14 protein-coding genes and 4 pseudogenes are annotated in these 21,274 nt (G+C 50.5%); 4 read left to right on the forward strand and 14 right to left on the reverse strand.

The window, feature by feature from the left end; translation table 11 throughout:
• Nucleotides 1-280: 280 nt before the first annotated feature.
• A complete protein-coding gene (locus OXR04_RS05750; RefSeq protein ID WP_058956648.1) occupies nucleotides 281-3,916 on the forward strand; it encodes an AAA domain-containing protein in 3,636 nt (1,211 codons plus the stop codon).
• A 559-nt stretch (nucleotides 3,917-4,475) separates the two neighbouring features.
• The gene (locus tag OXR04_RS05755) at nucleotides 4,476-4,955 is read left to right on the forward strand and encodes a hypothetical protein (RefSeq protein WP_267369426.1); all 480 of its coding nucleotides are present in this window, start codon (nucleotides 4,476-4,478) and stop codon (nucleotides 4,953-4,955) included.
• A 161-nt stretch (nucleotides 4,956-5,116) separates the two neighbouring features.
• On the opposite strand, the pseudogene OXR04_RS05760 reads toward OXR04_RS05755, so the two are convergent.
• A pseudogene (locus tag OXR04_RS05760) lies at nucleotides 5,117-5,203 on the reverse strand (DUF4102 domain-containing protein); the annotation flags it as partial.
• Between the two features lie 767 nt (nucleotides 5,204-5,970).
• Here OXR04_RS05760 and OXR04_RS05765 point away from each other — a divergent pair.
• A pseudogene (locus OXR04_RS05765) lies at nucleotides 5,971-6,063 on the forward strand (portal protein); the annotation flags it as partial.
• Nucleotides 6,064-6,303: 240 nt separating this feature from the next.
• Here OXR04_RS05765 and OXR04_RS05770 read toward each other — a convergent pair.
• The 3 genes and pseudogenes from OXR04_RS05770 to OXR04_RS05780 form a co-directional block, all read right to left on the reverse strand.
• Nucleotides 6,304-6,882 carry a flavin reductase family protein gene (locus OXR04_RS05770; RefSeq protein ID WP_267369427.1) on the reverse strand — a complete coding sequence of 193 codons (579 nt, stop codon included), beginning with the start codon at nucleotides 6,880-6,882 and terminating at the stop codon, nucleotides 6,304-6,306.
• Nucleotides 6,879-7,802: a hypothetical protein gene (locus OXR04_RS05775; RefSeq protein ID WP_267369428.1), complete on the reverse strand. Its 924-nt coding sequence runs from the start codon at nucleotides 7,800-7,802 to the stop codon at nucleotides 6,879-6,881. The genes OXR04_RS05770 and OXR04_RS05775 overlap by 4 nt, the downstream gene beginning before the upstream one ends.
• Nucleotides 7,803-8,109: 307 nt before the next feature.
• A pseudogene (locus OXR04_RS05780) lies at nucleotides 8,110-8,598 on the reverse strand (primase-like DNA-binding domain-containing protein); the annotation flags it as partial.
• 48 nt (nucleotides 8,599-8,646) lie between these two features.
• Here OXR04_RS05780 and OXR04_RS05785 point away from each other — a divergent pair.
• Nucleotides 8,647-8,898: an ogr/Delta-like zinc finger family protein gene (locus OXR04_RS05785; protein ID WP_267369429.1), complete on the forward strand. Its 252-nt coding sequence runs from the start codon at nucleotides 8,647-8,649 to the stop codon at nucleotides 8,896-8,898.
• A gap of 424 nt (nucleotides 8,899-9,322) precedes the next feature.
• Here OXR04_RS05785 and OXR04_RS05790 read toward each other — a convergent pair whose 3' ends face one another.
• The 10 genes and pseudogenes from OXR04_RS05790 to OXR04_RS05835 all read right to left on the reverse strand — a co-directional run bounded on the left by OXR04_RS05790 (nucleotide 9,323) and on the right by OXR04_RS05835 (nucleotide 21,273).
• The gene (locus OXR04_RS05790) at nucleotides 9,323-10,438 is read right to left on the reverse strand and encodes a hypothetical protein (RefSeq protein WP_267369430.1); all 1,116 of its coding nucleotides are present in this window, start codon (nucleotides 10,436-10,438) and stop codon (nucleotides 9,323-9,325) included.
• Nucleotides 10,439-10,442: 4 nt separating this feature from the next.
• On the reverse strand, nucleotides 10,443-11,360 hold the full coding sequence (locus tag OXR04_RS05795; RefSeq protein WP_267369431.1) for a hypothetical protein: 918 nt from the start codon (nucleotides 11,358-11,360) through the stop codon (nucleotides 10,443-10,445).
• Between the two features lie 12 nt (nucleotides 11,361-11,372).
• Nucleotides 11,373-12,537 (reverse strand): annotated as a pseudogene (locus tag OXR04_RS05800) (tyrosine-type recombinase/integrase).
• A 479-nt stretch (nucleotides 12,538-13,016) separates the two neighbouring features.
• Nucleotides 13,017-13,625 carry an ANTAR domain-containing protein gene (locus tag OXR04_RS05805; protein ID WP_140028435.1) on the reverse strand — a complete coding sequence of 203 codons (609 nt, stop codon included), beginning with the start codon at nucleotides 13,623-13,625 and terminating at the stop codon, nucleotides 13,017-13,019.
• Nucleotides 13,622-14,779: a transporter substrate-binding domain-containing protein gene (locus tag OXR04_RS05810; RefSeq protein WP_267369432.1), complete on the reverse strand. Its 1,158-nt coding sequence runs from the start codon at nucleotides 14,777-14,779 to the stop codon at nucleotides 13,622-13,624. Before OXR04_RS05810 ends, OXR04_RS05805 begins: the two co-directional genes overlap by 4 nt.
• A gap of 43 nt (nucleotides 14,780-14,822) precedes the next feature.
• Nucleotides 14,823-16,529, reverse strand: a complete 1,707-nt coding sequence (locus tag OXR04_RS05815; protein ID WP_267369433.1) for a nitrilase-related carbon-nitrogen hydrolase — start codon at nucleotides 16,527-16,529, stop codon at nucleotides 14,823-14,825.
• On the reverse strand, nucleotides 16,529-18,022 hold the full coding sequence (locus OXR04_RS05820; RefSeq protein ID WP_267369434.1) for a cytosine permease: 1,494 nt from the start codon (nucleotides 18,020-18,022) through the stop codon (nucleotides 16,529-16,531). Before OXR04_RS05820 ends, OXR04_RS05815 begins: the two co-directional genes overlap by 1 nt.
• 310 nt (nucleotides 18,023-18,332) lie before the next feature.
• Complete coding sequence (locus tag OXR04_RS05825) at nucleotides 18,333-19,241, reverse strand: LysR family transcriptional regulator (RefSeq protein ID WP_009090702.1); 909 nt, start codon at nucleotides 19,239-19,241, stop codon at nucleotides 18,333-18,335.
• Between the two features lie 170 nt (nucleotides 19,242-19,411).
• Nucleotides 19,412-20,233: a M55 family metallopeptidase gene (locus OXR04_RS05830; protein ID WP_046101681.1), complete on the reverse strand. Its 822-nt coding sequence runs from the start codon at nucleotides 20,231-20,233 to the stop codon at nucleotides 19,412-19,414.
• Entirely contained in the window at nucleotides 20,230-21,273 is a 1,044-nt protein-coding gene (locus OXR04_RS05835) for a P1 family peptidase (RefSeq protein WP_267369435.1), read from the reverse strand. Before OXR04_RS05835 ends, OXR04_RS05830 begins: the two co-directional genes overlap by 4 nt.
• Nucleotide 21,274 lies beyond the last annotated feature (1 nt).

Genomic DNA, 21,274 nt, shown 5'->3' on the forward strand with positions numbered 1-21,274 from the left:
TGCTCATAGACACGCGAATAAAAATCTATCAAGATGCCAAAAACTTATTACTGTACCTCACGTTCACAGGTAATAGCCTTTGGCTATCCCTCAACCATCAAGTCATACCAACAACCTGCATTATATTGATTTGCACAGAGTGCGTCTTCTCACGTAAGCAGCCAGTTGAGCATGCCACCGAAATCTGGATCTACCTCATGAGCGAAAGTTAATAGTTTTAGAAATCAAGCTAATTAGCATAATATCTCTTAACTGAAGGGATATGGAGCCGCAGAAAGAAATGAATACACGGCAGTATGCGCAAAAATCTATCTTCGATCTGGAAGCAATCTTCGAACAGTCCCGCAACAATGTTAGTGAACTTGAACAGCTGTTGAGCGAACTGACCTTTCGCAACACTGCCAGGGCGCGGACGCTGACGTCTAAAATCGAGCAAGCTCTAATTGTAATTAACGACCGCAGTGTGGTCGCCACGTCGGCTTCCAGCCCATCAACACGTCATCCCGATTCGACGCCCACACAATCTTTTCAAGCTATGCCCCACAATGCGACTGCAGATGTAGAGCAACTGCAACCAAAGACTATCCCAGACGCTGCCATGCGACAGCAATATGACAAAGACCAAATCGATCCAGGTCCACTCCCCTCATTCTCTCCGTCAGATAAGGCGAATGATGCGCGAGCAATACTGGCAGCATGGACAGCCCTCGAAGCACTGTCGCCTCAAAGTTATAAACGCCCAGAGGATATGGCAACCGGCGATCGATCCAAGGTTGCTCTATTGGAGCGAGGTGTTCCATGGGGACCAAATGCCCGCAGCAAGCCCAGTTATAAGCTTTATTTCGAGGTCGTCCTCGGCTCCATCGCTCTCGATAAGGCGACGGACGAGCTGGTCAAGGTTTTTGGCGAGGATGAGGAGCGTTCACGCCCGGACGGTAAGAAAGCGGCCATTGGTTCGATCCTGATCGACAAAGAAGGCTATGTGCTTGAGGACAAGGGCGTTGCTGTTTCCAGTTTTGCCTGGGCACTCAAGCCGGCTCTCGATCTGAAGCTTGGGAGCTTAGGGAATTGGCCGAATGTTGAGCCACGCATTATTGAGCATCTGGATCGAAGAGTTCGCCGCCACAACGAAGATGGAGAACCCATACCGCTCGATTTGGATGTCGTTCTTAACGCTTATAGATGGCTTGTGTCTCAGTTCGGTGTACCCGAGCATTTGGTTGAGCCACCCACATTCGCGATTAAGGTGTTTCATCATTTCAAGGCCAAAGCGCCGCCTGAACCTTCGTTACTCAATTCCTTCTATCTTGAAGATCTCGGTGAAGCAACCAAATTGCTCGAGACGGGCAAAGCCGGAACCGGTTTGCACCGCTACATGGGAATTGGCAGGCCTGACCAGAAAATCGACGTGCTATCGCCCATTTCCGCAGTTGAGCCTTTCGTCGCACCGTCGCTCATGCCGCAGGCTCGTTGGCCTTCGAAAGGCGGCCATCCATTGGTATTGCTTCAGCAGGCTGCCGTGAATGCGGCGCGAGCTGAGCTGAATAAGGCTTCAGGCATCATCGGTGTCAACGGACCACCGGGTACCGGAAAGACCACTCTTCTGCGGGATATTGTCGTTGGGTGCATTCTCGATCGGGCCACGGCGATGTGCGGCTTCAACAAACCGCAGGATGCATTTTCCACCTCAGGCGAGAAGCTGGCATTCGGCTCCAATGCCTTCCTGCACTTCTACAAGCTACATGCATCCTTGAGGGGCCATGAGATTGTTGTAGCGTCCTCCAATAACAAAGCGGTCGAGAACGTCAGTAAAGAGCTTCCTCTCAAGGAGGCCAATGGTCGCCATGAACAGATCGCCTATTTTCGGTCCATCAGCGACCTGATTGCGAACCCCAAACGCGTAGGCTATTTCGAAGCCGAGGCCGAGGCCGAGGGGGACATCCCCTCCGACCCTGTCGAAACCTGGGGGCTGATCGCCGCTGCTCTCGGCAAAAGCAGCAACCGAGGCGCGTTCCAGCAAGGTTTCTGGTGGAATGAAGACGGTGGTTTCCTTACCTACCTGAAAGCAGCTCGCGGCATAAATGTCATGCGTGAGATCAAGGACGAACGAACTGGCGAAATCATTGATCGTGTGATGCCCAGCGTGGTTGTCAATGAGCGGCCCAGCACCAACGAAGCGGACGCTTTAGCGGCCTGGCGGAAAGCGCGAACCGTTTTCCTTAAACTTAAGGAGACGGTAGAGGCCGAAATCGCCAGTATCGAAGAGATGCGACGGGATATCCTGGCACTAAAGGAAGCGACCACCGAACTTCAAAGGGTTGAACAGCGTCGGCCGAGTCTGAATGAAGCCGTTGAAGAGGCACACCAGATTGCTGAATCCTGCCAACGAGAGCATGAGAAGACAAAATCGCAGATCGAGCAGGACAAGATCATGCTCGACAGTCATCTTGCTTGCCGTCCAGGTTTCTTCTCCCGCTTGTTCGCGACTGCGGCTTGGAAGTCGTGGAGATCAACTCTTCAGAAGCTCTCGGCGACCTTGCAGCAATCAGTCTTACGGGCGCAGGAGACAGACGGAGCCCTGGAGCTTGCAAGGACTAAATGGAGCAATACTGAGGCCCAGTTACAGCAACTCGACCAGGAAATTTCCAGAAAATATCAGGCTGTTTCGAAATTGAAGGCGACCGAGGAACAGGCACGAAACCGCATGGGAGACAGGGTCGTTGATGAGAGATTCTTCGAGCGTGATCACGAGGCGATCCACCTGACTGCGCCATGGCTTCCCGATGAGGTTCATCGCCTACGGGAGGATCTTTTCGCCGCTGCCCTGACTGTGCATAAAACGTTCATCGATGCTTCGGCCAGCCGCTTGCAACACAATCTTGGGCTATTGATGTCGGGCATGGTAGCTGGTGCCTTTCAGTCTTCTGCTCACCGTGAACTTCTCCCCGACCTTTGGTCGAGCCTTTTCATGGTCGTGCCGACCGTGTCCACGACATTCGCCTCTGTTCGTACGATGTTCGGGGATCTGCCACCAGAGAGCATAGGCTGGCTTCTGATAGATGAAGCGGGCCAGGCCGTTCCTCAGGCAGCAGTGGGAGCTATCATGCGGGCAAAGCGCTCCATCGTGGTAGGTGACCCGTTGCAAATCCCACCTGTAGTTTCACTTCCTGAAAAGCTGAACGCCGAAATCTGCAAGTTCTTTGACATTGACCAGAACGAATGGTCTGCCCCCGCAGCATCTACACAGACACTTGCTGATCAGGCATCGCGCTTCAAATCCACCTTTGTCATGGATGTAGGTGATCGAGAAGTCGGCCTGCCACTGCTCGTTCACAGGCGTTGCCAGAACCCCATGTTCGATGTTTCTAACTCCATCGCCTATGCCGGGCAGATGGTCCATGCTGTCGGGCCTAAAAGACCAGGATCTATTGGCTCGGCATTAGGAAGATCTCGCTGGGTGGATATCAATGGCAATGCTGAGACAAAGTGGTGCCCCGACGAGGGCGAAGCGGTGGTACGAATGCTCAAAGAACTGGCAGCATCGGGCATTACAAATCCGGACGTATTTATCATTACACCATTCAAGATCGTAGAGCAGAACATGCGTCGGCGTCTCGAAAGTGAAACTAATCTGCTGCGGGCGTTCGGCGTGAAGTTGGATGAGTGGTGCCCTGATCGTATAGGCACGATCCACACGTTCCAGGGTCGAGAAGCGGACACGGTCATCCTGTTGCTGGGTGCGCCGAAAGCGAGTCAGCAAAGGGCGCGTCAGTGGGCGGCAAGCCCGCCAAATATAATCAATGTAGCCGTCTCACGCGCCAAGCAAAACTTGTATGTGGTCGGCTCGGCTACTGCATGGGCTGGAGCGGGAACTAGTCTGCAGGTCCTGCATCGGCAATTGGCGCAATCATCCTGACAATCTCCGAGGAGGCCCTCATTGTTGAGGGCTCATCGCGAACAATATGCAACCTACGTCAGTATCGGACCGGTCGCTACATGTCAAACACTGACATTGCTCACATAATATTCTAGTAGTCATTATCCAACACCCATTTGAGCTTGATAATTCTTATAGTTCCACTTACACCCACACTGAGGAATAACCTCCGACAACGCTAAGGAGCACGATTATGGGGCTTAAACCTGGTCCAAAACCAATTGCAAAATCAACAGGAAAACCCGATCAACGCAGACGTGATAATAAGGATACACCCGGTAATACCCCAGGACTGAAACCAAGCAAATCAACTGGGAAGTAATCGTTCAAGGGTATGGATAGTTCATCTATACCCTTATCTCTTCAAATCTGTCGGCTTTAGCCCGCTTAGAGCCAGAAGCCGACCTTTGGTAGTTGTCAGTAGGACGGTATTTGAGCAGAATGAGAAAGACTTTAAGACTGTCCGTTTTTTATGCAACAACACAAGGTCCGAGTGGGGCTACTGACCCACAAAAGAAAGGATGTACGAGATCGAGCTATGCGTATTCATCAGCAGAATAAGTCCCGTAAACTATATCGCAGCGTCAACACGACGACGCGGCACCATTCTAATAATCCAGGTGCTGAGTATCGGTGGGAACGAAATCGCAAAAAAGTCGGAGATGAGCTACTGGTAAAGCGCGAGACAATGCATAGCAGACAGAAGCGTGGCCGAGACTACACACCATTGTTTTATTTTCTGATCAAACAGATTGGCAAACCGTGGGATGAAATATTCAGTGAAGTATGTGGACGTCTTGATACCACCGAGCCGGTATTCTGGTTGGTCGCGCTACATAAGCATCAGCGAAGGGATTTAGTCTGCATTGGTGAAAGCAGTTTTTACCCAGGTCTATTTGTTGATGAGAATGGAATTCTGCAACAGGTAAATCCTTCAATCACGAGAGATGACGTTAAGGTGACATGTCGTTGCTGCACACACACTTATATTGGTGAAGCTGTACCTTGGATAGATTGAGTGACACCACCTATCTTATCTTGGGTGCGATCATTGTCAGCAGTAAACATCCGTTACTCACTTACTGCGGGCCGTTAGCCCTTCCGCAATGTGCCAAGAGCGGACTTTGCTGAGTTCATAATGTGTTAATCAACTGGGAGCAGGTCAAAGCTACCAATAATCAAAAGGTAAAGTCCCCCACCACCAGAGAGTTTGTAAGGTTCATCTTTTGGCTTTGCGGTATCAACCTGACGGGCGTTAAGTTTCATTGGAGGTATATCCATAAGACCGAACAGCACATACCCCAAATGTATCCCCATATGCATGTATATTTGGGGGGGCAGTAGACATCAGAATACAAGCGAGAGCTGGAAGATGCTGATTATAATGGTTTTCAGTGAACTGGAGTAGACTTTGAGAGATGCTTGATTGGTGCGATAACAGGAATGGATCAGATAACATAAGTTATTGATCGATAAAATAAAAATTAAAAGTAAAAATCATTTATACACAAAGCTATACACATTAGTGGAAGCATGGATGAATGGACGCTTCCTATATACCCCTTTCCTCATTAGCCATTCCCTGAGCTAGAAACTCTACTCACAGTTATGAACCACATGCGCGGCCAGATTGTATCAACATTTCAGGTTTTAGCTCCATTGATAGCCAAAAAAAGATTTTACGGAAAAGTGTTCACCTTTGATTTTTATACTTAATTATCAGTAATTTAATTGGTGATCACTCATGGGGTTACTATTCATCACTGTTCACCTGAAGGTGAATACTGGTCGCTTCGAAGCGTAAAATCGATATGGCCAGTTTGGGGACTTTATATATTTATAGTTATGTATTGCATCAAAGCAACCTGTCACCTTCACTGCTAGGCAAATCCAAGTCAGGATGAACGATGATGGCAAAACGTCACGGTTTTAGCATCGTCTATAATCTAAGCTGAACGGATGCCATGAGCAAAAAATGCACGATGATTTAGTCACATATAGTAAAGGGTCACTAGAGCGCAAACAGCATCAGGTATTTACCTAACGATCGAAAGGACGGCATCCAAATCATACTCTCTATAATGGACGCTAAAGATGAGTTTTTGAGGATTAAGAATGTAAGCAGAGCGACATGATTGTAGGGAACCACATGATCCTAAAAACATGAGGGTTCATGCTGGACGACAACTTATTTAGAAATGTGAAAAGCAAATGGAGTTGTTAAAATCGAACTTGATTTAACCTAAAAGTAATTAGCTGAATTCAATATGTGGCTTCAAGAAATATCATTTTTATGAAGAAATGAAGCCACTCAATCTGACAAATTAGTTTAGGTTATAAGAATTAAAATAAAAAACCATTAAAACTTAGCTATTAAAAAAACCAAGGTATTTTTCATCTTCAGCGCTTACGACTCCGATTCTATGCATACCTTTCTTAACTAATAAATCATATCCAAGTGTATTTGGACCGATAGATATTAAATTCTTTTCAACTCTTGAATTATTCAGGTGATAACCTAGCACTTCACAAAACAATGTTATATGGTCACCTGTTTTAATACGATTTATGACCTTAACTTCAATATTTGCAATGGCTTCAGCAATACCGGGCACCTCTACATTAGGCAATTTTAATTTTGTAAAATCACATGCCAAAAATTTATCAACATCTCGGCCACTATAAAATCCACATTGCATAGTTTCATCAGCTAACGACTTTCCAGGGATGGCTAAAACAACTTCCTGAGATTGCTCAGCTAATTGGTATGAATGATTCCTATCTTCTATTGATATAGATATCATCGGTGGATTATAAGAGCAGGTAGTAGTAAAACATAATGTAATTATATTAAATCTTTTTTCCTTAGGATCAGGGAAAATCCCTAGCATTATTTTACTTGGCTGATAGTATTCCCTAAATTTCTTTCGATTTATTGCGCTCATTTGATAAACCCTTTCAAAACTTTCTCATAAAGGAAAGTGGCTATTATAGAACATGCAATATTTATAATTACTACCAACCACATGGGTTGACTCGAGGCATCACTCATCCAGCCAGCCACAGTATATGTTAATCCGAACTTATCTATCCAAAATGCAGAAGCAGTGCCTAACCCTAATGACGCCAACCAAGACCAATACTTTATTTTTTTATCTTGGTCCTTTATTAATGTATTAATTGAATCAATATCTGAAACTAGTTTCATATATGCCCTTGACAGAGCGATGTCTGTCCGAACAGATTTTTTTTGAATAGCATCGATAGCTATAGATTTTTTAATTTCATCAAACAACACTTTTAACTCAACCTTTTCAAATGTTGAGGTTAAATCTTCGTCGATGCTTTGCTTAACTTTTGTCGAGCGCACACCACTCCTACCCTGATGAGTTACTGATGGTTCATCTGATAATTTTATAAATTCAACTCTAGCAAGGGGGATCCCTTCATCCATTGTTAAAGTCCGGTTTGAGTTATTTATCAACGTGATAGATACTTGGCCATTAAACCCCGGATCAACATAGGTATTCTCAGCGGAAAACCCAGCTATAAAAATCTGGCCCACAGTATTTACTCGAGCATAAACGTTTTTTGGTAATGAAAAAACCTCTTTTGAGTAGACTAATATAGTATCACCCGGACTTGCACAAACTCTTCGAGTCGATTCTTTTTTTTCATTCCTTTGAATATTGCCACTGTCGTCATATTTTATGAGCTCATAACCGGCATCTAAAGACAACTCATATGTGGAATATTTAGCTTTGGACTCCTTAGCGTATTCAGAAAACAATTGCGGCAATGCTTTCTTTATGAATTTATCAGTCAACATGCCATTGGGGTATTCTTGGTCACATAAAAGTGTCATTGCTTTTCCTTGACTAATATAAATTTAGAAGAAGTAATCAACCTATTAGAATCTTTCATTATCATATTCTTACTGTGAATATGACATAAGCATTGCTGCATAAACAAGAACATTTAGGCTTTTTAACTGAAAACGAAATATTTTTCAATACTTCCCCCCCCTTAACTAAGTATGCAATATGTCATCAACGTGAGAAAGAATGGGCAGCAGCTACAAACGCAACGTTTTACCTTTTTGAATTCACTTTTACATGTAACTTCTGCTTTTGGCACAAACCGGCCGGAGCCGGTTTGGTGTTATGACTTACTTATGCATCACATCGCGGCAGCCAGTCGGCCTCGCAGTCTTCGCTCAGCTCAAGACCGGTCTGGATGCCGTTCTTCGTTTTGCGCTTCAGCAGCTCTATCTCGTACTCCTTCAGCGTCTGCGGCACCGCCTGGCCGAACGCCGTCAGGCTCATGGGGTGCTGATGGCCTCTGGCTTCCATAAAGGACAGGTAAGCGTGATAGAGGTAGCGGCGCGGATTCATCGGCCGGATATTCGCGTTGCCGATAAACAGCCCGGTCGGCGTGCTCAGGGGCGTCAGTTAGCCGCAGAAGTCGACCAGCGGGTCGGCGCTGCGCTTGATTTCCAGCGCTTCTTCTGACGACTGCTGCGCCTGGAGCAGATCGCGGGCGTCGTCCGGGCGGGTGAAACGCTGCATCAGGTGGCGCACGGTTACCGCCAGCTCACCGGCAATCTTTTCCAGCAGCTGCGGGTCACGTTCGTTCGCCGGTATCACGTCCGGAAACGGCAGGGATGCCATCCACGTACACCGTCCGTGGATAAGGGAAGGTAAAAAGAAATGATGCACTGCCTGTACTGCAAAAGCCCGGCACACGCCAAATCGAGCCGCTATATGTCGGAGCAGGTGAAGGAGCGCTATCATCAGTGCACCAATCTCGACTGCTCCTGCACGTTCAAAACCAGCGAGAGCATCACGAAGGTCATTACCGCGCCGCCGCAGCCCGAACCGGTTCCCGTCATCACCCCGGAGCCGGTGAAAGAACGCCAGACGCTCGGGCGATACGGCTCAGCCTTCCGCACCCTCCATTAACCACCACGGCCGCTGAAAACAGCGGCTTTTCTGTCTCCGCTTTTCATTCTTTCAACGCCCTTTTTCTGGCCAGCCCGGTTTGTAAGGAGTGATGCATGCATGGCGTGCATGGATTTGCATGCAGAATGCAGGACTGCAAATAACGCTTCAGACCACGCCCGGCGCGGCTCCGCCTGGCTCGTGCAACTGCATAAAAAAAGATGCATAAAGCGGGCAGGCGAGGCGGGGGTAGCATTGCGCGCTATGCATCTTCTATTACTTGCGGAGAATATAGAGAGTATCTAAAACTCTGCAATTTTAACGCGACTAATAATAACCTGAAAATTAATTGCATTTGTTAATCAATAAGCACCCCATATTTTTATTAAATCACTAATAGCACCACCCCACTAGTTAACCAACACTTAAACAGGAAGAATAAAATTCACTTTTCCACTTTAACCCTGTGTAAATCATATGCCTTTACTTTTGTGGATTCAATAGTCTTCATTATACCTGCCTTAATCACATTTATTTGACTACTACTTGCACCCTTACCGTTAAAAGCTTTGAAATCAATCACTAACTCAGCGGTCTCCACCTTTTTTGAAGAATACTCAGGATATTCGTATGATATTTTACACTCTGCATCATAATTAATATCTTGCATAGTATAGCTCGCTACCAATTTAGATATTTTAAGATTAGGGTGGAGTATTTTGTTTCTAAAAAAAACAGACTCTCCTAATGTACCCCTAACTCTTAGCTCTTCAATATTTTTTTCAAGCCATTTCATCTCTTCAGGAAAATCGGATGTTTCGTCTGGATAAAAATCCACATCAACAATTTTGCAAAAGTAAAACTCATTTTGCACATGTGACTTAGAGATATGTTCCAAGAAAGCTATCCTGCCTGCATTGTCAAAGTGATCAAATTGTATTTTTGAAATATCCGAGTCTTTCTTTATATGCCCATTATCTTTTAAGTATAATTTTAAAGACTTCAATATTTTGTCAGCAACAATTTTGGTTTCTTGAGAAGTATGACTGAGAGATATATTTACCTCTACTTTATCATTTTCCTTATTCGCTTTTTCAAGCTCAATTCTTCCGCTAAAAAACTGCTCAGTTTCATTCCAACCGTTCATTAGATCGATTCGCTTTACAGTAAAATCCAATGCTACTGAATTATCGCTATCCTCTCTAACATAAAAGTCAGTAATATCCTCAATCTCATAGTTACAGAAAGGATCATCTATCAAATCTTTTAACTGAAAACCTTCCCCTATTGCATCGATTAATGTTTCATCGGAACTCCACTCTAATGTCCGCATGCTTATTTTAGAGCTATGCTCTTTCGTCTTTATTTTATCTTTTAACGCATTAAATTCCTTTGGACTGATAAGAGTTTTTATTAACAGGGGTACTGTGCTAGATTTTTCATCACTTGAAACAAACACCCCCCGCTGGCGCAATATTGACTTAACTTCAGCTTTAGAAACTTTGCTTTGTGATAACAGAGTTTTTAAATTATCTCCGCTTGGTAAAATAATATTATCCATTACATTAACCTCTAAAGTCAGCTCGGTAAGCTTCAATATTTATGATTACATCCTTCCCTATAGCTAAAAATAAACTATCAACATCCTCCTTAGCATTTAGCTTATTATATTCTTTAAAAACAAATAACAGGTTTTTCGATATATCGGAAACTAAGTCACGGGCACATGCAACCAAGCTTTCAAGAGCTTCAAAGGAGAAAGGCTCACAAGACATTAGGCAAAAAATTGGTTGCTCTTGATTGTTTTTTTCAATCACAATAGGTAATACAGGAGAAGATATGTATTCAACCGGAAATACCTTCCCAAAATATTTTTTTTGTGCATTAATTAAATTTAATGAGGTCGGTGGGTAAAAAAAATTCACATTTTCCGCACCGTACTTATTTTTTATATATTTTATACTTTCGTATAAAAAAGAAGCCCTCTTGTTATCTACCAAGTGTATAGATCTAAACTTAAGGCTGCTATTTATTTGGGAGCTTTTAACTTTATCTATGACATCCTCTTCCTCAGACCTCTCTTCATTATTAATATAAAAAAGAACGCCCGTATCAACTTTTCTGCAACTACTATAACTTCCACTTAAGATGACTTGATCGTTAACATCCCTTTTAAGTTGAGATTTCGCATAACACTCGATTGCTGTAGCAATATCTTCAAAATGGGCTTTAAAGGTTGACGGCACACTTGCGTAAGAATTTGAAGAGTACTTTGATGACACAATTATATTTTCAATAGTATTTGATTCCAACGGGGAGTTATATACAAATAACGCATCAATCCCGTGACTTTCCTTGTCGTGTTTCCGAGTATGGCATTTAACATATTTATTAGTGGCATGATTCTCCCAGCCAAAAAGATCAAGGAAATGTGAAACAATCCCTTCCCCTACATCACCAACCAGTTTAGAAAATTCTCCCATCTTATTATCCTTTTAGTCCAAAATAAGGTTAGAATATGATTGCAACATCTTCCTGCGATTATCAAGATATTGAGCATGATTGTAAGTCCCACGAATACTATTCTTATCAACATGCGCTAGCTGCATTTCAATCCATGCTGTGTTGTAGCCTTGTTCATGCAAAATAGTAGACATGGTGTGCCTAAAGCCATGTCCAGTGACCTTACCACCGTAGCCAATGCGCTTGATTGTCTGATTTATGCTTGCTTCACTCATAGGCTTGCTCGGCTCATTACGACCAGGGAAAACGTACCTATAGTTCCCAGTCATTGTTTGAATTTGCTTAACTAAATCTAACGCTTGTTGGGACAGCGGCACAAGATGTGAGCGCCGTTTTTTCATTCTTTCTGCGGGGATTTCCCATAGTACTTCATCCAAATTGAACTCTTTCCATTCAGCAGCTCGCAGCTCGATGGTTCTAACGCCTGTAAGCATCAATAATTTAGTAGCCAGAACGACCAAAATGCTTCCGCTATAGGAATTGAGAGCTTTGAGGAAATCAGGAATTTCTTCAGCGGTCGGGAAAGGGAAATGTTTATTGGTGAACGCTAAGCGCAGTTGATAGGTCGGCTGCTGCATTGTACTCCGCCCTACCCGTCGCTATGGAATAACGAAATACCTCAGCACACCGCTGGCGAACTTTACGCATCTTTTCCAGCGCGCCTCGGGCCTCAATTTTCCTTAGCACATTGAGCAGTTCCAGCGGCTTTATCTCAGCGATAGGCCTGTCACCAACATACGGAAAAATATCATTAGTAAAAGCTTACATGATGTCGCTGGCATAGCCTGCTGACCATTTTGCACTTTTAAGACTGTGCCATTCACGAGCCAGTGCTTCAAACGTGTTTTCAACACCGGCTTTTAAGGCACGCTTCTGTTCTTTGCGGGCTTCGCTTGGGTTAATGCCATCTGATACCTGCTTACGCGCTTCTTCCCTACGCTGTCGGGCATCAGCAAGCGTAACCATAGGATAAACACCAAATGAGATCATTTTAGGTTTACCTGCATAGCGATAGCGGAACCGCCAGCTTTTACTGCCGTTAGGCTCAATAAGGAGGGAGAGGCCGAGACCGTCGCTAAGCGTATAGGCTTTATCTTCAACCTTGGCGCGACGGATTTGCATATCGTTAAGACGCATGAGTATAGAATTTCTAGACCGAACAGAGATATACACGATCCTATACACTTTTTTATCTGGATTCTACTGGATACCCTCGGACTAATACGGACGAACAACCAATAAAACTCCTGTTTTTAAAGAGATTTTTGGACGTTTGGGGATGATTGCGGATGAGGATATGGTGCCGATAATAGGAGTAGAACCTACAACCTTCGCCTTACGAAAGTAATGCCAACTAAAAAGTTAGTATTATGAAGGTACATTTTTTAATAAAAAAATAAATATCAATGAGATGCACTCAAATTCACGGTTAAACGTCTGATTAAAATCTGCTGTTTCATGAGGTTTTTGCAACCTTAAGAAACCTGACAGACTCTCTTAAATCCACGCATCTGCGTGGATTTTTCATTTCATAAAACCTAACTTTCTCTCGTAACACCGACACTCCGGCCTCCTCCTGAAACCGTTTTATTTATCCCCCCCACAAAAAAAGCCCCCTATTCTACCAGCAGTGATTTCAGCCGGCTGAGCCAGGCCTCCGTGTCGTTCAGCAGCGCACAGCTGAGATTTTCAATGGTCATGTGTTGCGCCATTGAGGCGCGGCGCAGCAGGCTGTAGGCATCATCCTCATCCAGCCCCAGCGCGTTCATCACCCGCAGCTGTGCGGAGAAGAGAAACTTACGCGCCCGAAGTCGCTCCTCCTGCCGCCGGAGCTGTGCGTCGAGCTGGCTGATGTGCGCGGCATGGTTGAGCGCCAGGGTAAAAGCGGTCATCACACCATCAAAGCGCACCGGTTTACGCATATAGCTGTCGATCTTCTGTTCAGCAATCCACTGCAAGCGCGAGGGCGTTTCAATGGCGGTAAGCGCTACCTTTGGCAGCGCGGGCCACGGGAGCGGGTTCGTGGGGTGAAACAGGGTGGAGTTATCGCCGTCGAACACCAGTAACTGCTGGTCAGCCAGCTGGCTCTCGTCCGGAAACACCGTACAGAACAGCCCCTCAATGCCTATGCGGCTGAACTGCTGCGCCAGATGGTGGTTATCACGGTCGGAACAGCCGATCACACACACTTTTAATCCGCGCATCTGTACGTTTTTTCGGCTCATTCGTCACCTCCGCGCGGCATGAGGCTCGCGAGATCCACCCTGGCCAGCCAGGGATCGGGTTTCACCGCCGCCTCCGCCTGCCAGAAACTCTCCAGCCTGCCGTTGTGGCATCGCGCCAGATGCGGGGTCAGCCAGCAGTGATTATTGTCGGCGTCGAGGCGGATCCGTCCGGCGGGCGAATCCATCTCATCCTGCAATACCGCATTACGCACACCGTCCACATCCGCATTGCCGTGGCGCGCAATGGCTCTCGCCAGCAAATGTCCGGCCAGCCAGGCACTCTCGCTGTCCACTGACGGCGAAACCTGATCACCAAAGCGCTGATGATAGCTGCTCAGAAAACGGTGGTTGGCGGCGCTGTCAATCGACTGAAACCAGCTGGCAGAAACCAGATATCCCTCTAACGCCTCTGCGCCAATTAACTGCACTTCCGGTTCACACAGCGTCAGGCTGAGCTTCAGCACCTCATTTAGCCAAGGCTGCTGCTGGCAGGCCTGGTGCCAGGCGCGATAGAAACTGTAGGCGCTTTTACCGACCATGGTATTCAGGAGGACTTTCGGGCGGCAGGCGATAATATCCGCGATTAACGCCTCCACGTTTTCGTCCCCCATCGGCAGTAATTTACTCTGCAATACGCTGCCGCCCGCGGGGATGACGGCTTCACGGGTAAGGCGATCCATCTCCCATGACCAGACATAGTTAGAGCCAATGTGATAGATCTCCGCCGCCTGCTGCTGTAACAGCCAGCTGAGCATCGGCAGGATATGCTGGTTGGGACTGGCCCCCAGGTAAATCACGCTATTGCTGCTCTCAAACCCCTCATAGCGCGCGGAATGCCACAACAGCGCGTTGGCACCTTCGATTAGTGGCAGAATGGTCTTCCGCGCCGCAGACGTGTAGCAGCCAATCACATGACGCACCCCGTGGCGATAGAGTAAGTCGTGGCAATAGTCGTAATAGAGATCCAGCGACCCCTGCGGATCGCGGATTACGGGCGCCAGGGTAAACGGATGGGCGGGATTGGCGTTTATCTCCTCAATCGCCAGCAGGATGCCGTTGAGCATCTCGCGCCCGATCACCGCATAATCGCCTGACACTGAATAGAGAATACCGACCGGAATAACGGGTTTAGGCAGCGGCTGTGTGGCAGTCATAATAGCTCCTGAATCAGCGCGGCCCGCAGGCCGCGTCTGTGGCTCATTTCGGTGATTGAGCAATCAGCGCAGTGTAGAAATGCGGCTGACGCATCAGCACCAGGTCTTTACGCCTTACCACATGATCGGGGTAAGGATCGCCGGCTGATCCCGTGGAGATATCCAGCAGCGCCAGCTCCTTCGCACCGGTCGCTTTCGCTTCCCTGCGTGGAAAGGCAAAGGTATCCGGCCCGTATATCCCGCTCAGGCCAAAGCTTTCGCCTGCCGCGGCGGGCCAGTTGGCAAAAGCCAGCCAGACATTATTCTCTCCCGCCCGAACGCGTGGCAGCAGCCAGTGGTAAGGATCGGCGCCGCGCGGGATCGGCCAGACATGCGGTATCGCCGTGCCCGCGTGCGCCATGGGCAGAGGTGAATGAAGCTGCGCCGGGCAGGCGATGATGTCGCAGCCTTCCAGCGCCAGAATGCGGGCCGCTTCCGGCACCAGCAGATCTTCACCCAGCAGAATACCGACGCGCCCGCACGGCAGATCGCACGTCACCCACTGATCCCCTGCGCAGGCCCAGCGCCGATCCTGGTCGCTGAGGTGAATCTGGCGATAGTACGCGTTGACTCCCTCACTGCTCGCCAGCAGCGCGCTGTTGTAGCACTGCTGCCCTTCCCGCTCGGCGAACCCTGCAAGCAGCGCGATATCCAGCTCCATCGCCAGCGCGATCAGCGCCTGTACAGGCGCATCCTCCCGCGACAGCGCGCAATGGCTGCCCTCACCCCCGGTCAGTGCGCGCTCCGGCAGGATCAGCAGTTCCGCGCCCTCTGATTTCGCCTGTCCGGCCCAGTGCCGAATCTGTGCCAGATTGGCATTCACCTCGTCTTGCGGGCGAAACTGCGCCACCGCAATCCGGGACGCTTTGCCCTCAGGCAGGGGGTCACGTCCATATAAGCCAAAAAAGTCCGCGGGGTTCCAGAGGAAAGTATTGGTCATCAGCCGCTGATAGAGCTCAGGCCGGCGCTTGTTCAGCAGTAGATTCTCCTGCGGAAGGGGTAACTCAGCGCTGAGTACCTGATCGCCGCTGTCGCAGCTGGCCAGCACATTTCCCTGGCTATCCACAATGCAGCTGCCGCCGCTGAACTGCACGCCCCGCTCCCATCCCCAGCGGTTACTTTCAATCAGCGCACAGCCATTCTCCCAGGCACGCGTGAGCCAGTAAGGCGCAGGAGTGCGTTCAGCCAGCCAGTTGCTGATGTGGCAGATAATCTGTGCGCCCCCCAGCGCAGCCAGCCGGGCAGTTTCAATAAAGTGAATATCCATACAGACCAGCAGCGCAATATTGCCGATCTCAGTCTGAAAGACCTGATGCCCGCCATCACCGTTAGCCGCCCATTTCGGTTCCGAAATATAGGGATGCGTTTTACGGTGGACGCCTATCACGCCCTGCGGGCCGACCAGAATGGCGCTGTTATAGTAGAGGTCGGTTACCCTGTCCCGCTCCGGCATGCCAAAGACCAGAAAGCAGTTAAACTCACGCGCAATCGCAGCGAATGCCTGGCTGGTGGGCCCATCCGCCGTTTCTGTGTAGGGGGCGACCTCCGCACGATCCTGCCAGCAGTAGCCGCTAGTGGCCATTTCCGGCATCACGATTAAGCGTGCGCCGTCACGTGCCGCCTGAGTGGCTGATGCCAGCAGCCGGGCGACGTTTTCCTCTTTTCTGAACTGCGTGGGTTCAAACTGAATGGTTGCAACGTTGATGCGCATTATTCGGCCTCCTTGCTCAGTAAGGGTTTAAACACCGGTTTCGGCCCCTGGTAAGCATCAGAGGGTTTCCAGCTGGTTTGCATATCTTCCGGGAAGGTTTTGAAGTAGTAGCTGCCGCGGGTCGCCACGCTGATAGCGACATGCAGCACAGGGCCAACCAGCATGGCAATAAATGAGGCGTACACCATCGGATAGAGGCCCAGCACGCCTGCCGCGCCTGTTGCCACCGCGACGCACAACGCAATGACGCCGGACGGATTCCACATCCGCAGATACGCTTTGCGATACTCCACGAAATCGGAAGGCGCAAGGTGCAGCACTTTGCGGCAGATAAAGTAATCCGCAAGGATAATAAAGACCCAGGTGTTGGTGAGAATGCCGGTAATGGAGAGGAACGTGCCGGTATACTGCAGAATATTGCAGATATAGAACAGCACGCCGAGCAACCAGACCAGCAGCATCCACCACTGACGTCCCGGGCGATAGTTAAACGCCATATCCATGGTGTTCGACAGGGCAATCGAACCTGAGTAGAGATTCAGGACGTTGATGCGGATCTGGGTAATCACCGCAAATAACACGCCGGTCAGCCCCATAATCAGCGGGAAGACGAAGCCCGGATCGAGCGCCAGCGACCAGACATCCTCGCCCTGAATATGCGGCATCAGGGTGTAGGCCATAAAGGCTCCAAACAGCATGACGACAACAATCGGGATCAGCATCCCCAGCATGATCGTTGCGGTGCCTTTATGCGTGATCCCCGGACGGGCAAAACGACCGTAGTCAGTGGCCATCAGTCCCTGAAAAACGATCTGCCCGTTGGCCATATTCATCACCAGCCACAGGGCGTTACTGTCCGCCTCTCCTTTCGGCTGCCAGCCGCTGAAGCTGACCGCCGGATAGTGGTGCGTTAACTGCCAGATACAGAAGCCAAACAAAACCATGAAGATGGGAACGCCCCAGGTTTGCAGGAACTGCATGGATGACATGCCCTTCCAGACAAACCAGATGGCGGCCAGCCCCATCAGCGCAAAGATAGCGATACCGGTCAGGGAGTTGACCGGCACGCCCGCATAGTTGGCGATGGCGTGAGACACAATGGTGCCTTCAAACAGGAAATAGAAGATGAAGTTGACGGCGTAAATCAGCGAGGTGAAGGCGGAGCCCATATAGCCAAACCCCAGCCCGCGCGTCATCAGATTGAGTGAGAGCCCCTCTTTACTCGCCATCTTCATAATGCACGAGCCAATCAGGGTGGCGAACACCATCATATAACCGATCGGCAGCAGCAGCATTGGCCAGCCGACCTGGTAGCTCATGTCTGCCCCGAGGCTGAACCAGAACATCGCGGTAGAGTTGCCCAGCAGCACCAGAATAATGGCCGGAATCGGCCAGCGGTAGTGCGCCGGCACACGGCCCACCGCGTAATCCTCAACCGCCTCTGCTTCGGTAATATCCTGCGGCCCCTGAAACCATGCTTTTAACTTACTCATAGATTTGCTCCAAAAAAAAGCCCCGCCGGCAGCATTGCCGGCAGGGCTTCTTCGCCTGAAATCGATGTTGTGGAGTGGCTGCTCGCCACAGGCCGCTTACCAGGCTACGGTGCCTGTTCCTGCCTGGCAGGATGCGGTAACGATAAAGAAGCAATTAATGCGCCAACTGTTAAAAGTGGCGCAGAAAGGCGGTAGAGAGGCGGATGACAGGCGGGAGACGCATAATGCCGGTGCAGCGCGCACCATGGTGATCCAGATTTCGTGAGCCATCCGGGTTAATGATGGCGGAGAACGGAACTGCGACGCAGGTTCAGGCAACGATAAACTGCGTTTCACACTGCCGGGCAATCTCCCACAGTCGGTTGCGGATCACCTGCTTAAGCTGCAGTGTGGACTGCGACTGAGGCAGGTCGCGACGGCTGATCAGCATCACTTCAAACGGCAGGGGCTGAGCCACGGGCAGCAATTTCAGCTGGTCGGCATAGCGGCAGGCGGTGAAGAGATCCACGACGCCCACGCCGCCGCCCGCCAGCACCATATCCGCGATGACCGAGTAGGTTTTGATCGATAACGACACGGCGGGATTCAGTTTTTTATCGCGCAGCGCACGATGGAGCACGCGCCCTAAGGGGTCCTGGGCCTGCATCATCAGCAGATTGTTGTCGCATAACCACGCCAGCGTAACGGGGTCAGCCTGGGGATGATGACGTGGCAGCAGCGCCACCATGGAGGAGTGAAACAGGGGTTCAGCCAGCAGAGCCGCGTCGACCTGCTGACCGAAAACCAGGGCAAAATCGAGCTGATTCTCCAGAATCATCTGGCATAAGGTACTGAAATGCTCGGTCACCAGTTCAACGCTGACAGAGGCCATCTGCTGTCGCCAGGTCACCAGGGCAGGAGCCATCACCATCTGACCAAATGCGTGAGCCGCCCCGACGCGCACTAACTGCCCTTCGCCGCGCCGCAGCTGTTCGGCGAGCTGGGTAATGGATTGCAGGCGCTGACAGAGTTCGTCGATTTCCGGCAGCAGGCGCCGCCCCTCTGCTGTCACGCTCATCCCCTGAATACGGCGTTCAAACAGCGCAAACCCCAGCTGCTGCTCAGCGTGATTCAGCACCCGGCTGATGTTCGGCTGCGACACATTCAGCAGGCGCGCCGCTGCGCTGATGCTGCCGGTCTGAACGATGGCCTGAAAGACCTCTATATGGCGGAGCCGCATAATTTTTACCCTGGATGGAATAGCGAATAAAGGCGCCTCCGCCAAGTGGCATGATCAGGTCCGGGCGGAGGAGAGGAGAATCGTCTCCTCATGCAAAAACTGTACCGCAAAGCCAGAGAGGAGGCAGTTACCCGCCTCACAGACAGGGTTACATCTACGGGGTAATGTCGCTACGACTGGGTCGTCGCCAGATAAGAGAAGGCACTGAGCAGGCTGATTAACGTCGCCATTTTCTCCGCCCGATAGCCGACGGTGACACCATCAAGACGCGTGACGCCGGGGATCAGGCAGAACAGATCGGCCAGCACCGGTCTGCTGGCCTGCAGCCGCATCGCGTAAGGTGCCGTCAGGCGGGTCGTGCTCACCTGAGGCTGATGCTGCAATGCGGTGCGTGCCGCGGCAGCGATCGCACGCTGCGCGGCGTGAGGGCTGATCGATTCCGCGCAGGTGTGGGAAATAGCGCGTTTGACACAGACGTAATCGACCGTCGGGTAGTGTTCCGCTATCCAGCCCTGCAGCTGATCGTCGCCCGTCACCAGCAGCAGTGGCGTGCCCTGCTCAGCCGCGGCGGCGGCGTAGATATCGGTTTCGCCCATCACCAGACCATTGATATGGATACGCCAGAATGCCCGGCCGTTAATGGTATGCGCCAGCACGCCAGGTTCACCCGCGGCGCTGTGATAGCCCACCAGAAATAAGCCGTCGAACTGCTGCTGTTCAATGCCTTCCACCATCGACAGCCCGCGAGGTTTGCCCTGCACCAGCCGGGCGCGGGAATCGATATTTTCCGCCCGCAGGTTGGTCATCCGGGCATGGCTGTCTGCAACCACCACGTCCGTGGCGCCGCCCGCGAAAGCGCCCTCAATCGCAGCATTGACTTCCTGCTCCATCAGCCCCCGGGCCAGCTGGTACTCCGGGTTGCCTGGGGTGCATTGCTCCGGGCACATGACGCCCGCGATGCCTTCGATATCGGCAGAGATAAAAATTTTCATGAGGTTAACCTGTCCAGTATCTGAGTCAGTGAGGGCCGATGATGACCCCGAAAGCCGGTCACGGCCTCCGCGCTCAACAGGGCGTCCAGTACAGCCTGTTCGGTGGCATCGGCCGCGGCGGCAAGCAGCGGCTCCAGCCGCTCCTCCTGTGGCGGTTGCGGCAGCGGTTGCGTTGAAAACGCCACCGCAATATCGCCCGAGCCGTGGCCCCAGTGGCTGCCCAGCCGTCCCAGGCCGGCACCGCCGCGCTTCGCGAGGCGCTTTAACTGTCGCGCCTCCAGCGGCGCATCCGTTGCCATGATGATGATGACAGAACCGGCATCGCGCTGCGGCGTGTGGCCTGGCAGCAGCGGCGCAATCATCTCACCGGCCCGCACGCCATCGAGCGTCAGAGCCTCCAGGGCACCAAAATTGGCCAGCACCAGCACGCCAAGCGTGGCGCTGAGCGAGGGGATCAGCCGCGAAGCGGTGCCGATCCCCCCTTTCAGGCTGAAACAGCTCATGCCGCGTCCGGCCCCGACGCTGCCGCGTGCGAAGTCGGCTGAGGCGGTCTGCAGGGCCGTCTGCGCCATCGCCTCGCTGACAGCCAGTGCCTGAATATCGTTGAGCCAGCCATCGTTACACTCCAGCGCCAGAGGATTGACCGTCGGCAGCGTTCGCCCCAGCTCCGGGTTGCGACGGATGGCATACCGAACCAGCGTGGTAAACAGCGTGCCGACCGCCAGCGTGTTGCTGAGCAGAATCGGCGTCTGCAGCACGCCAAGCTCCTCGATCTGAACCAGCCCGACCGGTTTGGCAAACCCGTTCAGAACCTCTGCCCCGCACGGCAGCGGCGTCAGAAACAGATTGTCGCCGGGCGGCACGATAGCGGTGACGCCTGTCTGCGTCTCGCCTGCATTCAGCGTAGAGTGGCCGACCCGCACGCCCGCCACGTCGCTGATGCGATTAGTGGCTCCGCAGGCGGTGCGCGGCTGACCCAGCTGACGCGTCTCACGCCAGCGCTCCAGCAGCAGCGTGCGCTGCACATGTTGAAAATCCATC

Source organism: Pantoea sp. GM_Pan_3, from assembly GCF_026541045.1.
In the GTDB taxonomy this organism is placed as follows: domain Bacteria; phylum Pseudomonadota; class Gammaproteobacteria; order Enterobacterales; family Enterobacteriaceae; genus Pantoea; species Pantoea anthophila.

Coding starts and splice junctions, on each gene's coding strand:
- OXR04_RS05750 (WP_058956648.1), top strand. CDS start 281: ATGAATACACGGCAGTATGCGCAAAAATCTATCTTCGATCTGGAAGCA.
- OXR04_RS05755 (WP_267369426.1), top strand. CDS start 4,476: ATGCGTATTCATCAGCAGAATAAGTCCCGTAAACTATATCGCAGCGTC.
- OXR04_RS05770 (WP_267369427.1), bottom strand. CDS start 6,882: ATGAGCGCAATAAATCGAAAGAAATTTAGGGAATACTATCAGCCAAGT.
- OXR04_RS05775 (WP_267369428.1), bottom strand. CDS start 7,802: ATGACACTTTTATGTGACCAAGAATACCCCAATGGCATGTTGACTGAT.
- OXR04_RS05785 (WP_267369429.1), top strand. CDS start 8,647: ATGATGCACTGCCTGTACTGCAAAAGCCCGGCACACGCCAAATCGAGC.
- OXR04_RS05790 (WP_267369430.1), bottom strand. CDS start 10,438: ATGGATAATATTATTTTACCAAGCGGAGATAATTTAAAAACTCTGTTA.
- OXR04_RS05795 (WP_267369431.1), bottom strand. CDS start 11,360: ATGGGAGAATTTTCTAAACTGGTTGGTGATGTAGGGGAAGGGATTGTT.
- OXR04_RS05805 (WP_140028435.1), bottom strand. CDS start 13,625: ATGAGCCGAAAAAACGTACAGATGCGCGGATTAAAAGTGTGTGTGATC.
- OXR04_RS05810 (WP_267369432.1), bottom strand. CDS start 14,779: ATGACTGCCACACAGCCGCTGCCTAAACCCGTTATTCCGGTCGGTATT.
- OXR04_RS05815 (WP_267369433.1), bottom strand. CDS start 16,529: ATGCGCATCAACGTTGCAACCATTCAGTTTGAACCCACGCAGTTCAGA.
- OXR04_RS05820 (WP_267369434.1), bottom strand. CDS start 18,022: ATGAGTAAGTTAAAAGCATGGTTTCAGGGGCCGCAGGATATTACCGAA.
- OXR04_RS05825 (WP_009090702.1), bottom strand. CDS start 19,241: ATGCGGCTCCGCCATATAGAGGTCTTTCAGGCCATCGTTCAGACCGGC.
- OXR04_RS05830 (WP_046101681.1), bottom strand. CDS start 20,233: ATGAAAATTTTTATCTCTGCCGATATCGAAGGCATCGCGGGCGTCATG.
- OXR04_RS05835 (WP_267369435.1), bottom strand. CDS start 21,273: ATGGATTTTCAACATGTGCAGCGCACGCTGCTGCTGGAGCGCTGGCGT.